The organism is Palaeococcus ferrophilus DSM 13482 (genome assembly GCF_000966265.1).
GTDB lineage: Archaea > Methanobacteriota_B > Thermococci > Thermococcales > Thermococcaceae > Palaeococcus > Palaeococcus ferrophilus.
On sequence record NZ_LANF01000012.1, the window covers coordinates 40658 to 54820 of the forward strand.

Here is a 14163-nt window from a genome sequence, read left to right on the forward strand (position 1 = left end):
GCTTCACTAAAGGCGGGGAACTTAATAAGCTTGTGGGCTAAGGTTTATATCGTCATCGAAACATTTTATGATGGTGATACTATGAAGCGCGTCCACATTTTTGACTGGCATAGGGAGCACGCCAAGAAGGTTGAGGAGTTCGCCGGCTGGGAGATGCCCATCTGGTACTCGAGCATAAAGGAGGAGCACCTCGCCGTCAGGAACGGCGTCGGAATCTTCGACACATCTCACATGGGGGAGATATTCTTCCGCGGTAAAGACGCCCTCGAGTTCCTCCAGTACATCACCACCAACGACATAAGCAAGCCGCCCGCCATAAGCGGAACCTACACCCTCGTCCTCAACGAGAGGGGAGCGGTTAAGGACGAAACCCTCGTCTTCAACATGGGGGACGACGAGTACATGATGATATGTGACAGCGATGCCTTCGAGAAGCTCTACGCCTGGTTCACGACCATCAAGCGCGGAATAGAGAAGTTCGGCAAGCTCGACCTCGAGATAGAGAACAAGACCTACGACTACGTTATGTTCTCAATCCAGGGTCCGAAGGCGAGGGACCTCGCGAAGGAGCTCTTTGGAATTGACATCAACGACCTCTGGTGGTTTAAGGCCACGTGGGTCGAGCTCGACGGGATAAAGATGCTCCTCTCGAGGAGCGGCTACACCGGCGAGAACGGCTTTGAGGTCTACTTCGAGGATAAGAACCCCTACCACCCGGACGAGAGCAAGCGCGGGAAGCCGGAGAAGGCCCTCTACGTCTGGGAGAAGATACTTGAGGCCGGCGAGAAGTACGGCATAAAGCCGGCCGGACTTGGAGCGAGGGACACGCTCAGGCTTGAGGCCGGCTACACCCTCTACGGCAACGAGACCAAGGAGAAGCAGCTCCTCAGCACCGATATCGACGAGGTTACTCCCCTTCAGGCCAACCTCGACTTCGCCCTCTTCTGGGACAAGGAGTTCATAGGGAAGGAGGCCCTCCTCAAGCAGAAGGAGCGCGGACTGCCGAGCAAGATGGTGCACTTCAAGATGGTTGATAGGGGCATCCCGAGGGAGGGCTACAGGGTCTACAAGGATGGAGAGCTTATAGGCGAGGTCACCAGCGGAACCAGCTCACCGCTCCTCGGCATAGGAATAGGAATAGCCTTCGTCAAGCCGGAATACGCGGTTCCCGGCGTCGAAATCGAGGTCGAGATAAGGGGCAAGCCCAAGAAGGCCCTTACGGTTGCCCCGCCCTTCTACGACCCGAAGAAGTACGGTGCCTTCAGGGAGGAATGATTTTAAACCCTCCCTCCCTTCTTCTTTCCATGTCCCGAAAGCACGCCGTCCTCGCCGTTGCCCTCTGGTCAACGGTAGCATCTGCTTTCAAGCTCTCGCTTAGGTATCTCACTCCCCTCGGGCTCCTCTTCTACGCGTCCCTGACTTCGCTGCTCCTCTTTGGGATTCTTTACGCCCGCGAGTTCTCCCCCCGGAGGGAGAACCTCCGCTCGGCATACCTCGGCCTCATAAACCCCCTAACGTACTACGCCGTCCTCTTCTCGGCCTACGATAGGCTGCCCGCTCAGGAGGCTCAAGCTTTAAACTACACCTGGCCCCTAATGCTCGTCCTCCTCTCCATCCCGCTCCTCGGGAAGAGGGCGCGTCCAAAAACTATCTTTGGCCTGTTTTTAGGGTTCCTTGGAGCGATAGTCGTGGCCACGAAGGGAGACCTCACCGGGCTGGGCTTCTCCGACCCCCTCGGCGTTGTCCTCGGTCTTGGAAGTGCGGTGATATGGGCCTCCTACTGGCTCCTGAACCTAAGGGATGATAGGCCCCTCGTTGAGAAGATGTTCTGGAACTTCCTCTTTGGCTTCGCCTACCTCTCGATGGTCCTCCTCCTCTCGGGCGGCTTTGTAGTTCCCCCGTTTGAAGGCCTGGTGGGGGCCGTTTACGTCGGCCTCTTCGAGATGGGGGTTACCTTCATCCTCTGGTATAAAGCAGTTGAAAGCGATATGACCTTCGCCTCGGGCATAGCTTACCTCGTGCCCTTCATGAGCCTCCTCTTTATCTCCCTGCTTGTGGGCGAGAGGATAGCGCCGGCGACCGTTCTGGGGCTGACGATGATTGTGGGGGGAATCCTCCTCGGCAGGGGTGCTTAGACCTTCCGCGCCACGATGAGCCGCACCACACCGCGGTAGTAGCTCTCCTCGTGCTCAACATTGAAGTACTCCCTCACCAGTCTGTGGGTCTCCCTGAGGGGGTCGTCGTCGAGGAGGGGCTTTAGAATGAGCTTCATGGGCCGGAGAAAGAGCCAGTCCACAAGACTCGAATCGCTCCTCGTGTGCTCGAGGAAGACCGCCCTGCCCCCCTGTTTAAGAACCCTCCTAATCTCCTCCATCGCCTTCCTCGGCTCGGGCACGGTGCAGAAGACGAATGATGAAACGACGGTGTCGAAGTAACCATCCGGGAACTCCAGTCCCTCGGCCTCCATGACTTGAAAGTGGGCCTTTAGACCGAGCTTCTTCGCCTTCCCCTCCGCTATCTTCAGGGCCTCAGGGACGGCATCAACTGCGTGGAGCTCTACGCCCCTTGGGTAGTATTTGAGGGTCTTGCCTACTCCAACGCCTACCTCAAGAACCCTCGGCCCCTCAACGAAGGAAATGGCCCTCTCCCTCAGCGGACAGAAGAACCTGTCGAGCGGCCTCTCCAGGAGGTCGTAGTATCTGGCGAGCTTCGCGTACTTCTCCCTGAAGGACATGTAGTCTGGTGGTTACAGGATTTTAAAAGCCTTACCCAACGTTCCATGGCGAGAGCATGCCGTACCGGGCAATCGAGCACCTTATGGATATAAGCGAGTGGCTCTGGAAGAGAGGGCTTTAGGTCCGGTCCTCAAATTCAATGGGTTCACTAAAAAGATCATGCTATCCCCCTTCCTGTTTCTCACCGTGTTCTTATATGGTCTTGAACTTGTATTACTATGTAACTGTGAACTAACAAGTTTATACTCATTAGCTGTAATTAGAACTTCCTCGTACAGTAAAACTTTTAAGGATTCGGTCGTCATTACTAATGCAAATTCGGAGGTGTTACTATGAAGCGCGGGGTGATGCTCGGAGTACTCCTGGTTGGAAGCCTTCTTGTAGGCCTCGTAAACGCCGCAAGCAGTGTTTCGGCCCAAAGCTGTGTTACCACGTGGGACCACAACAGCGACGTAAGGGAGTGGAGTCAGGACGAGTGGGTGTGGGCCGGAATCCACGGACAAGTGCTCGTATGCGACGGAAAATTCCAGAGAATCCTCACCGACACGGTTTATGGAACAACCACAGCGAAGGGAATGAAGGACTGGTACGGACAAATTAGGATAACTTCAAAAATCGCATACGCCAGAGTGGGCTACACTCGATACAATGGAGAAACTGGAACTGCACTCGCGGATATTCCAAATTATTTCAGATGATTCGGGGGGGAATCCATGCGAAAACTCTTCGCTTTAATTTTTATAGTCTTGTTGTCATTGTGGCACCTCCCCTTAGTAAACTCCTTCCCGTATTGGTTTCATGAGGGAGCTTATGTTAAATATGCCCTTCTCTCACCGCAGGGAGAGGATAACGAGAAGACCAATATTTTTGAGGTTTATCCGCCTTTGATGCCCCCAGATGCTAGGGAGAAGGTGTTGGCAATTGAAGAAGTCAGCGAAGATGAACCGGTGTCTATTTTTGTTAGAGGGCACGTGTTCCTGACGTTTAGGGTCGTGTCCATAAAGAATGACTCTGCCAAAATTAACATCACGCTGGAGCTTAACGATGCATGGGCGTATAACAGACACAGAATAGGCGTGCTAAAGCTCAGTAGGGTTCTGTTGCTTAACCGGAGCGACATGATGTATTATGGTGAAAACGGAGCCGCACTTGGAAGACCCATCTTCTTTATGAATCCTTTAAGTCCGCCCCATCGGGATGAACTTTGGATGAACGTCTCGCCGCTGGTTAAGTTTGGGATATCCACAAAAAACCTTGTGGTAAAAAACGTATCTTATTCCTGGATGGTGGATAAAACGCTTCACACGTACTACCGCGATTTTGTTTCGCCGTACATTTATATTGAGAGCAACAGAGCACCCTTTTTCTGGAAACTTCCCGACGGATACATCTCTGGAAGCCTCCATATTGGTGCTGTTTACGACTTTGATACCGGGATAATGCTAACCTCTGTGTTTACCAAAGCCTCCCCTGAACTCCTCTCATTGGGTATTGTGCTTGGGAGCGACTATGATTACCGGGCAGGCGAAAAACTATCAAAACTTATTGATGAGGAGAAAACCGACAGGGAATGGTGGCAACCGGGATTTAATCTCTACGACACAAACATTAAGTTCCCGGAGACTTCGTCAACAGCAACTCCAAACACGGGAATGAAGTACTTCTTCGCGGTTTCCCTCGTCTGCTTGCTCCTCACCATCATTCTCACCTGGAGGTGGAGAAGAGGATGAGAAAAACCGCCATCATAGTCCTCGCGGTAATAACGCTCCCAATAATAATACCTCCCGCCTACTCCCACCCATACTGGTTCAAAGAAGGAGCCTACATCAAATACGCAATGAAAATGCCCGACAATCCTGAGAAAAACGAGGTAAACATCTTCATGATCTGGCCAAGACTCCTTCCAAAGGGCGCTTACGAGCAGATTAAAGATGTTTATGAGGGAAATGGGAGCCTCTTCAAAATTGACAACCGCAGCATGATATCGCTCTTCGTTACGGGAGATTCGTATTTGAGTTTTGAGGTTTTCAACGTTACCAACAAGAGTGCTCTTGTGAGGGTTACTCTGGAGTTGAACAACGTGAGTGTGAGACCGGGGGCAACACTCCCCTGCCTGGTTCTTTCGAAGGTTCTCCGCTTAAATCTGACCGACATGATATATTACGAGGAGGATGGCACACCAATCGGGCCCCCAACTTTCTTCATAAACCCCGCCGACCCGCCGAAAAAAGGGGATTATCTTCTCACACCAACTTTTCTGAAGAAATACGACCTCAAAGGGGACGATATTGTTATAACGAACGCCTCCTTCACGTGGATGGAGGGCAAAATCCTCCACGCGCACTACGGGGATTTTATCCCCCCCTATTTGTTTGTCGAGAGCAAGGGTGCGTATGTTATTGACGATCTAACGAGAGGTGGGGGTCATACTATAATAACAGAGCTGGTTTACGAACCGGATACTGGTGTTCTAATAACAACAATTTTTGCGGATATGACGTCAGAACTGACAAGTTTGGGGGTTATAGGAGCGATTGCCCTTGATAGAGCTAACTCACGGAAACTGTACGAGCTTATTGATAAAGGTAAGGACGACAAGGAGTGGTACGGACAGGGGTTCAACCTCTATGATACTAACGTTAAGTTCCCGGATTACGGAACCAAACACTCCCCCTCAACTCCCCTGAAGTACTTCTTTGCCCTGGCACTGCTCATCCTCATTATAGCCTTTGTCTGGAATGAAAGGAGGTGGAGGCGGTGAGATGGAACGCGCTCTTACTGGCGGTTTTGGTAGCGGGTCTGCTAATCCCTCCCGTTTACTCTACCGGGGAAAACGGTGAGATGGGCTACCTCTTCGTTGAGGCGCCGGATGGACTGATAGCTGAGATACCGGGGATGGGTTTCTACCCCACCCCGGTGGGCCTGGCGCTTCCCCCCGGGAACTACACCGTCAGGATAACCGGAAACGTCACGGTGGTTGCTCAGGTTTCCGTGGTGGCCGGAACTTCTACAATCGTTCGCGTAGATCCCGACACGATCGGAGACGCCGTCTCGGGCGAGGGGATAGTCTCCATAAGGGCCACCTTCAACGAGAGCGCCAACTACAGCCAGGAAAAGCTGCATCCTCCCTTTGACCCCTTCGCATTTCCCGGTGAATGTGGGGGCAACTCTGGGTATATCAACATCTCAAAACCCTACCCCATGGGACTCATTGTAAGGGGAAAAGGAGAGGTGTACATAACCCTCAATGGAACTTTCATGCACATGGGAGACGATGGCGATGGAAACCCCTGTATGTTTTACGTGGAGGTATTTCCCGGTGGGGACAGTAGAATGGAGAGCATCAGGAACGTCACCTACGTCGTCCCGTTGGCGCGGCTGGAGATAGACTCAACCCCGGAAAACCTGACGATGTACCTCAACGGGGGCCACAACCGCTACATCTTCTACACCCCCATGGGCTTTTACGTCCCCGCGATTCCCCACGACGTCTACAACGCAACCGCCGTTGGTTTCTACGGAACGATACGGATTCCGGTCATCCATAAGCTCGACACCCACACCGTGGGGATAGCCGACTACCACCATCTCGTTGAGAGCGTCGTGAAGGTTGTCCCCAACGAGACGTATCACATCCACGTGAACATGGAGAAGGTCAAGTCCGGACTAATGGTGGAGAGGAAGATAGTGAAAACTGTCCCGCTTGAAATTGAGTCGGAGCCCTCAAACGCATCGGTTATAGTCACGGACGGTGTTCTGAGGGTCTTTACCACCACTCCGGCTACCCTCTTCCTCCCGCCTGGGAACTACACCGTCATAGCCTCCAGGGGCAATCTCTCCGCCAGGGAGTCCATAGTTCTGAGGGAGGGTTCCAGTGTCCTCCTGAAACTCATCCCCGCCAACGCGACTCTCAGCCTCTCAGTGCATCCGGAGAACGCGACAGTACTACTGAACGGGGAGGAAGTTAAGATTGGAACTCTCACCATAAGTCCTGGGCGCTACAATCTCACGGTGAGGGCAGCCGGCTACATCACAAAGAGCCTGGATATAATCCTGGCCCCAAATGAATCCAAGAGGGTCGAAGTGAGCATGGAGAGAAAGCCAGCTGTGGAGAATTCGGAAATCATTATCTCGCCACCATCAAGCGGAGAGAACGACATCACACAGGAGGAGAACACACAGGACAAACAAAACAATGTTCCCGGGAACACTCAGATTTTTCCAACGCTCCCAGACAGCAGTGCCCCCCATCCGCCAAGGAAGGATAACAGCTCCTTATGGGTCAAATTAAGTGCCCTAATGGCAGTCATTGTAGTGGTTTACCTCATACTCAAAAAGATGTAAAGAGTCGAGCTCAAGATGCCCAAAGGGGTGAGAACCATGAAAACTCAGATGAAATGGGAGCTTGAGGACCCCTACAACCTCATAGTCTTCATGTTTGGTTTCGTTATGCTGGGCATCACTTTCTTTTCCGGCCTGACCAGCAACGACGTTACATTCATGGTAAGCGGGCCGGATGAGATTATAGTTTCAGAGGCGGCCAAGACCCTGGGCCTCACGCTTCCGAGGCTTGGAACCGAAGAGTACACAATATTCGCCCTTACCGGGGCCCTGCTGGTTTCTTTGATGATGAGATACGACAGGGACACGAGAGTCGCCAAAAGCGTCTATAGCCTGCCGGTCAGGAACTATTCCGTGGTGCTCTCAAAGGCATTATCTGCCATGGTGCTGCTCTTCCTCGCCTCTCTCCTTCCCGCGTTCCTGGCGTTCATCTACATTCACGGGGACGTTTCAAGCCTAATCGGGAAGACACTCTTCGACGAGGGCTTCCTGGCGGGTTACCTAATCTACTGGGCGATGATGGTGCTCTACGTGGTCTCGGTGTCGGCCCTTGTGGCAATGCTCTCCCCCAATACGTTCGCCTCCCTCCTGGGAAGCATCACCATCCTCTACGCCCCCCTCGTGCTCAAACTGAGGAGCCTCCCACCGGCGGTGATCGACGACGCGTTCTTCAAGGCCTACACAACCCAGTTTTACCCCGCGGATAGGGTAGCGGCGTTCATTGACGGCTCCTTCTATATGGGGATCCTCCTTCCAGCGGTGATGCTGGGGGCGGCCCTTATACTGAGCGAATGGAGGGATGTCTCATGAGGCTTCTAAAGGCGGTGCTGCTGTCGATGGTCATTTTGACGCTCCTTGTGTTCCCCGTAGAGAAGAACGCACTGAGTCAGCCGATTTCCGAGGTTGTGCTTGTGGGACAGGGCATCATGGTGCCATCGTCCGGAATCGCCATGTTAAGTTCCAACGCCGATGAGGGGACCCAATACACCGTCAGGGTCTTCGATCCGGAGGATAGAAGGGCAATCCTTGAAAGAAACGTGACCGGAAGTTTCAGGGACAGGGTTAAGCTGGCCCACTCAGGGCCGTACTACTTCTCGGTCCAGACAATGACCCCAGTAACGATGGCGGTGAGGGTTATCAACAGGTACCCCTCAGTGACCACACTCAACATTAGGTACGGTATAGGTGGGATAAGCGCCCTCCTTCTGTCGGTTATCCTGCTGCTGGAGGGGAGGAGAAGATGATAACTGCGAAGAACCTCACAAAGCGGTTCGGAAAGCTCGTGGCCCTGGACTCGGTGAACCTGGAGATCGATAAGGGGGTAACGCTGATACTCGGCCCCAACGGCGGCGGCAAGAGCACCTTCCTGAACCTCTGCGCCGGATTATACCGGCCAAGTGGGGGAGAGATCAAAGTTCTGGGTGAGAACCCATGGAGCAATGCCCGTCTGAGAAAGAAAATAGGTGTGTCCTTTGACCCTCCCGCGCTTCCCCGACACAGGAGCGGAGAGGAATGGCTTAAATACCTGGCAGAATTCAAGGGACTGGACGAGAGTGAAGTTACTGAGGCCGCAAAACTCTTCTCCACTAACGGCTATCTGGATAGAAAGATAGGCGAGTACTCCGCAGGAATGCTGAAAAGGATCAGCCTGGCCCAGGCGTTTCTAGGCAGTCCCGAACTCGTCCTTCTCGATGAGCCCCTTGCAAACCTCGATCTCAAGGGGATTAAGGAGGTGGCCGGAATTCTGAAGGAACTAGCGGAGAAGGGCACCAATATGGTGGTAATCTCCCACATATGGCGCCCCCTAGTTGAATTCGCGGACAGGGTGGTTGTCATTGCTGCAGGGAGAGTGGTGCTGGAAGGGACCCCCGACGAGGTGATCCCCAATATCGAGGAGATTTAACCCTTCCTCCATTCCTCCATGAGGAGGGGTATCGTCCTCCGCACCCTCTCCCTCTCATCTTTATCAACCACGAGAAAAACCTCCTGAACTGAGCCCCCGCTTTTTGCCACCAGCTTTAGTCCAGTTTGCGTTTCCCTCGTCACCTTTATCTCGAAGCCCCGGGAGTCGCTCGCGTAAATTCTCCCGGGGATAACCTTCTTAACGCCTGGAATTTCCGCTATCTTTTCCAGCGGCTTCTCGAGCCCCTTCAGGAAATGGTGCTCCCTTTTCACTCCACGCTTGAAGTGCCTGGGCATGGAAGGTGCTACCACCCGAATTTTTTAAGGGTTTGGGAACCAGAAGAGAGGCTCAAAACGAAGAAGATAAAAAATTGGGGGGAGGTTCACTCCTCAACCACGTAGATGGGCACCTTTCCGTGCGGTATGCCGTACTTCTTGCCGTACCACTCGCTGAGGAAGTACCACTCGCCCACGAGGAGGACAAGGCCTATCGGGAGGAGTATCACCCAGCTGTGGATTCCTGCCGCGAAGAGGAGGTACAGCACCAGTCCCGCGGCCGAGGCGGTGAACGCGTAGGGCACCTGGGTGCTGACGTGGTCAATGTGGTCTGAACCACTGAACATCGAGCTCATAATTGTTGTATCGCTGATCGGGGAGCAGTGGTCGCCGAATATACCGCCGGCGAAGACCGCACCGATGCTCGCGAAGACCTCGGGCCCAACGTTGCCGGTGACACCGTAGGCGAGGGGTATGGCTATCGGCATCATGATGGAGAAGGTTCCCCAGCTGGTTCCCGTTGTGAAGGAGATGAACATCGCGACGAGGAACACTATGAGGGGCACCATTCCACCGGTTATTCCCGCGCTCTTGGCGAGGTCAACGACGTATGGTGCTGTTCCGACGGCATCGGCGGCGCTCTTGATGCTCCACGCGAGGACGAGGATGGTGTTTGCTATGATCATCTGCTTCATTCCCTGGACGATGGCGTTTTCCGCTTCCTCAACCGTCATGTGCCTTGTTCCAACGACGAGGGCAAACGCCAGGACAACCATCGTGAATGAACCCCAGAGAAGGGCCGTCGCCGGGTCTGAGTTGGAGAGAACTCCCATGATTCCGTCCGTCGCGTAGGTCTCACCGCCGCCTCCCGTGTACCACATCCCGTAGAGGGTCACGAAGACGAGCGCCAGTATTGGCCATATGAAGAAGTGAACGTTGCCGCCCTCTTTGGGCATTCCGAGGTCTATCTCGGTGGTCATCATGGGCTTGGCACCGTCGCGGAGAACTTTACCTTCGGTCCTTGCGCGGTACTCGGCGTGGAGCATCGGGCCGTAGTGCCTGTGGGTGTAGGCCACGATGAAGACGAGGATGATGGCGAATATCGAGTAGAACCTGTAGGGGACGCTTGAGAGCCAGGCGGTGTAAGCACCGTAGTCAACGTTCAGACCCTTGAACGCGTCACCGATGAGGCCTATCTCGTAACCTATCCAGGTTGAGACGAGGGCAAGACCCGCAACTGGAGCTGCCGTTGAGTCGTCTATATAAGCCAGCATCTCCCTCGAAACGCGAGTCCTGTCGGTTATGGGCCTCATGGTGTTACCGACGATGATGGTGTTGGTGTAGTCGTCGAAGAACACCAGAACTCCGAGGAGCCAGCCCATTAGCGAGGCCGCCCTGCTCGTCCTGACGCGCTTTGTGAGGGCCCGGCCTATGGCCATGGCTCCGCCGGACTTGTAGATTAAGCCAACGCCAGCGCCGATGAGGAAGTCGAAGAGCAGTATCCTCGCGTTCCAGTCGTCGGTGGCGTTGCCAACTATCCACTCGAGGCTCTGGGTTGTTCCCGAAATCGGGTTCCAGCCCGCTGCCATTACGCCACCAATCCAGACACCTGCGAACAGCGCCAGTATAACCCTCTTAGTCCAGATAGCCAGTATAATGGCCACCAGCGGCGGCAACAGGGACAACACACCAAAGTCAGACATATATCCACCCCCGTTTTTAACGTACACATTCATTTCCGCAGCCGCAACTATTTAGGGGATTTTATAACTTTTTCGTGAGAATTTCTGTCATTTGTTGGTCTTATTGAGGATATTGCGACAGATTGCCATACATATCGAAGGTGTTTCTGGGGCATAATGGCGTGTCGTAGACGTTTATGGTATTTGCGGCACTTTCAAGTTCATTAATGTGCACTACTACGATAAAAACCTTTCCCATAAAAGGGCCGGCGGAACGGAGTTTACATCGAAGTAAAACCAAATGAAGGGCATACAACGGCGAGAAGTATTCGGAGAGATGGAAAGAGATTCATCCAAACTACAGGAGCCCCCTGAGCTTCTGGAAATCCTTTCTCAGTTCCTCCTTCATGACCGGTCTATAGAGCGCAACCGCGGGATGGTAGCTTGGCATTATGACGACCTTTCCGAAGAGGGTGTATGCCTCGAAGGTTTTCCCGTGGCTCTTGCTTATGGGCTCGACCTCAAAGCCGAACTTCTTGAGGATGTAGGCCATGGAGTGCCTCCCCAGGGGCACTATGACCTTCGGCCTGATTATGTCTATCTGCCTGTCGAGGTAGGGGGAGCAGACCTTAATCTCCTCCTCCGTGGGGTCCCGGTTGTTGGGGGGCCTGCACTTGACGATGTTGGTGATGTAGACCTCCTCTCTGCTGAGATCGATGCCCTCCAAAAGCTCGTCGAGAATCCTCCCGGCCCTTCCGACGAAGGGAAGTCCCTTCTGGTCCTCCCAGTAGCCCGGTGCTTCCCCAACGAACATTACTTTGGCGTCGTAGCTTCCCGCCCCGGGAACGGCGTTCGTCCTCAGCTCGCCGAGGGGGCACTTTCTGCAGTCCCTTACCTTTTCCTCGAGCTTCTTCATCAGTTCCTCTTTTCCCACGTTCTCAGCTCCTAGATTTCTTTTTCATGGAAAGGAGGGTTTGCTGGGAGAGGTAGGCCTTCAGCAGTTCCGCCCACGCCGTGAAGTACCCCTTCTCGTACTCGTCCCTGAACTCCTGGGAGGCCAGCCTCTCGAAGTGCTCCTTTAGCTCGGAAGCCTTCTCCCTCTCGAACTCGTTTATGAGCTTGAATATCAGGGAATCCCCCTCGTTGTCCTTCAGGGCGCTCAGAAACCCCTCGATGGCCCTGTCGTAACCTTTTCCCCACTCGTCTTCCCCGACCATCTTCTCCAGCTTGTCGAGGTGGGCCTTGGCCTTGCTGAAGTCCCTCCTGAGAAGGGAGCGCACGAACATTTCTATCCTCATCTCTCTAGCCGGCATTCTACCACCACTCCATCTGATACCCCCGTGTTTTTAACACTTTTTGAGTGTACTCAGTTGGCCCATGGCGGGCATACCTATGCAGTTAAATCTGCATATTTACGCAAAAGTTTTTATACCCGAACTTGTAAGTCTTCACATGGAGGTGGGAGGTATGGCCGAGATCGTCGGCGAGACTCCAAGCGGCGAACGGGAATTCGCTGAATCGAGCAAGAAAATCCGTGAAATCGTTGAACACCCAGAGATTGATGAGGAGGAATTTAGAAAGCTCATTGAGACTGCTCCTTTTGGCTTCCAAAAGGGGGTGCTCCCCTACAAGACGTACTCCATCTGTCCTGAGACGAGGAGAATTGTGAGAGCCCTCGTGTGGGAGAAGGACGGTAGTGTGTGGATAACCAAGAAGTGCCCCGAGGGCATGATAACCGATGTGTATTACGAGGACGTTGAAATGTTCAAACGCTTCATGAAATGGAGCTACGACTTCAAGCTCGCCTCCTTCAACGTTGAGAACAGCGGGGTTAACTGTCCCCTGGATTGTGGCCTCTGTTCAAGGCACTACTCACACACGAGTCTCCTCAACATCGTTCTGACCAACAGGTGTAACCTGAGCTGCTGGTATTGCTTCTTCTATGCCAAGGAGGGCCAGCCGATTTACGAGCCGACCCTCGAGCAGATACGCATGATGCTCCGCAACGCCAAAAAGGAGCAGCCGGTTGGAGCAAACGCCGTCCAGCTAACCGGAGGGGAACCAACGCTCAGGGATGACCTCATCGAGATAATCAAGATAGCGAAGGAAGAGGGATACGACCACGTCCAGCTCAACACCGACGGAATAAAGCTTGCCTTTGAGCCCGAGCTCGTGAAGAAAATCCGCGAGGCCGGAGTCAACACCCTCTACATGAGCTACGACGGAATGACCCCCCAGACCAACTGGAAGAACCACTGGGAAGTCCCGCTAATCCTTGAGAACGTGAGGAAGGCAGGCGGCCCGGGAATAGTCCTCGTCCCGACCACCATAAGGAACGTCAACGACCACGAGCTTGGCGCGATAATCAACTTTGGACTAAACCACCTCGACATCATAAGGGGAGTGAACTTCCAGCCCCTCTCGATGGTGGGCAGGGTTCCCACGAAGGAGCGCCAGCGCTTCAGGATAACCATCCCCGGGGCGATAAAGAAGATCGAGGAGCAGACCAACGGAGCCATTGCCAGGGACGACTGGTATCCGATACCCATAGCGGGCCACATAGCGCGCTTCTTTGAGGCCTTCACAGGAAGGAGGTACTACATGACGAGCCACTTCGGCTGTGGGGCGGCAACCTACGTCTTCCTCGATGGGAACAGGGTGATACCCATCTCAAGGTTCCTCGACGTTGAGGGATTCGTGGAGTACCTCGAGGAGAAGGCGGAGGAGATAGAGAAGTGGAAGAGCCTCGGTAAGCTTCGGAAGCTCAAACTCGGCGCTGAAATCTTTGTGAAGTTCAGGAGCTTCTACGACGAGGAGTACGCCCCCGAGAACTTCGACGTGCTCGACCTCATAAAGAACGCCTTCATGCACGGCAACTACGAGGCCCTCGGCCAGTTCCACACCAAGACGCTCTTCCTTGGTATGATGCACTTCCAGGACGAGTACAACTACGACGTCCAGAGGGTGGAGCGCTGCGTCATCCACTACGCGATGCCCGATGGAAGGATAGTGCCCTTCTGCTCCTTCAACGTCATCCCCGAGCTCTACAGGGACAAGGTGCAGGCCCAGTTCAGTTACAGCTGGGAGGAGTGGAAGGCCCTTCACCCCGACTGGGACTACAGGAAGGACAAGTACATCAGAACCAAGGAGTTCGTGGAGAAAATGAAGAACAGCGAGCTATACCAGAAGACGTACATTGACATAAAGAACTACTTTGAGTGAGGTGG

The 14163-nt window shown here is 53.7% G+C and carries 15 protein-coding genes; 10 read left to right on the forward strand and 5 right to left on the reverse strand.

Features of this window, described 5'->3' with window-relative positions; genetic code table 11:
- Positions 1 to 81: 81 nt before the first annotated feature.
- Together gcvT and PFER_RS07080 are read left to right on the forward strand one after the other, a co-directional pair.
- Positions 82 to 1275, forward strand: coding sequence for a glycine cleavage system aminomethyltransferase GcvT (gcvT, locus tag PFER_RS07075; RefSeq protein WP_048150414.1), 1194 nt, complete (start codon positions 82 to 84; stop codon positions 1273 to 1275).
- Between the two features lie 29 nt (positions 1276 to 1304).
- Positions 1305 to 2135 (forward strand): DMT family transporter, encoded by an 831-nt coding sequence (locus PFER_RS07080; protein WP_048150416.1) that lies wholly within the window; start codon positions 1305 to 1307, stop codon positions 2133 to 2135.
- Here the strand turns inward: PFER_RS07080 and PFER_RS07085 are convergent.
- Positions 2132 to 2734, reverse strand: a complete 603-nt coding sequence (locus tag PFER_RS07085) for a class I SAM-dependent methyltransferase (protein WP_048150419.1) — start codon at positions 2732 to 2734, stop codon at positions 2132 to 2134. The genes PFER_RS07080 and PFER_RS07085 overlap by 4 nt on opposite strands.
- 333 nt (positions 2735 to 3067) lie before the next feature.
- Here PFER_RS07085 and PFER_RS07090 point away from each other — a divergent pair, with 333 nt between their 5' ends.
- Genes PFER_RS07090 through PFER_RS07120 form a run of 7 tightly spaced genes read left to right on the forward strand, consistent with a single transcriptional unit; the run spans position 3068 to position 8979 of the window.
- Entirely contained in the window at positions 3068 to 3433 is a 366-nt protein-coding gene (locus PFER_RS07090; protein ID WP_048150422.1) for a hypothetical protein, read from the forward strand.
- Positions 3434 to 3448: 15 nt separating this feature from the next.
- Entirely contained in the window at positions 3449 to 4465 is a 1017-nt protein-coding gene (locus PFER_RS07095) for a hypothetical protein (protein WP_048150425.1), read from the forward strand.
- Positions 4450 to 5496 (forward strand): hypothetical protein, encoded by a 1047-nt coding sequence (locus PFER_RS07100; protein ID WP_245612488.1) that lies wholly within the window; start codon positions 4450 to 4452, stop codon positions 5494 to 5496. Before PFER_RS07095 ends, PFER_RS07100 begins: the two co-directional genes overlap by 16 nt.
- Positions 5493 to 7079 (forward strand): S-layer protein, encoded by a 1587-nt coding sequence (locus tag PFER_RS07105; protein ID WP_048150430.1) that lies wholly within the window; start codon positions 5493 to 5495, stop codon positions 7077 to 7079. The genes PFER_RS07100 and PFER_RS07105 overlap by 4 nt, the downstream gene beginning before the upstream one ends.
- Before the next feature lie 36 nt (positions 7080 to 7115).
- Positions 7116 to 7886 carry an ABC transporter permease gene (locus PFER_RS07110; RefSeq protein WP_048150431.1) on the forward strand — a complete coding sequence of 257 codons (771 nt, stop codon included), beginning with the start codon at positions 7116 to 7118 and terminating at the stop codon, positions 7884 to 7886.
- 26 nt (positions 7887 to 7912) lie between these two features.
- The gene (locus PFER_RS07115; RefSeq protein WP_245612489.1) at positions 7913 to 8320 is read left to right on the forward strand and encodes a hypothetical protein; all 408 of its coding nucleotides are present in this window, start codon (positions 7913 to 7915) and stop codon (positions 8318 to 8320) included.
- On the forward strand, positions 8317 to 8979 hold the full coding sequence (locus tag PFER_RS07120) for an ABC transporter ATP-binding protein (RefSeq protein WP_048150437.1): 663 nt from the start codon (positions 8317 to 8319) through the stop codon (positions 8977 to 8979). The genes PFER_RS07115 and PFER_RS07120 overlap by 4 nt, the downstream gene beginning before the upstream one ends.
- Here PFER_RS07120 and PFER_RS07125 read toward each other — a convergent pair.
- The 4 genes from PFER_RS07125 to PFER_RS07140 form a co-directional block, all read right to left on the reverse strand.
- Positions 8976 to 9275: a DUF2103 domain-containing protein gene (locus PFER_RS07125; RefSeq protein WP_048150439.1), complete on the reverse strand. Its 300-nt coding sequence runs from the start codon at positions 9273 to 9275 to the stop codon at positions 8976 to 8978. The two genes, PFER_RS07120 and PFER_RS07125, sit on opposite strands and share 4 nt — an antisense overlap.
- A gap of 86 nt (positions 9276 to 9361) precedes the next feature.
- A complete protein-coding gene (locus tag PFER_RS07130; protein ID WP_048150441.1) occupies positions 9362 to 10957 on the reverse strand; it encodes a Na+/H+ antiporter NhaC family protein in 1596 nt (531 codons plus the stop codon).
- 337 nt (positions 10958 to 11294) lie between these two features.
- Positions 11295 to 11870 (reverse strand): type-4 uracil-DNA glycosylase, encoded by a 576-nt coding sequence (gene udg, locus PFER_RS07135; RefSeq protein WP_048150443.1) that lies wholly within the window; start codon positions 11868 to 11870, stop codon positions 11295 to 11297.
- Between the two features lie 4 nt (positions 11871 to 11874).
- Positions 11875 to 12249 carry a hypothetical protein gene (locus PFER_RS07140; protein ID WP_048150445.1) on the reverse strand — a complete coding sequence of 125 codons (375 nt, stop codon included), beginning with the start codon at positions 12247 to 12249 and terminating at the stop codon, positions 11875 to 11877.
- A gap of 154 nt (positions 12250 to 12403) precedes the next feature.
- Between PFER_RS07140 and tes the strand changes: the two genes are divergently transcribed.
- Positions 12404 to 14158: a tetraether lipid synthase Tes gene (gene tes, locus PFER_RS07145; RefSeq protein ID WP_048150447.1), complete on the forward strand. Its 1755-nt coding sequence runs from the start codon at positions 12404 to 12406 to the stop codon at positions 14156 to 14158.
- Positions 14159 to 14163 lie beyond the last annotated feature (5 nt).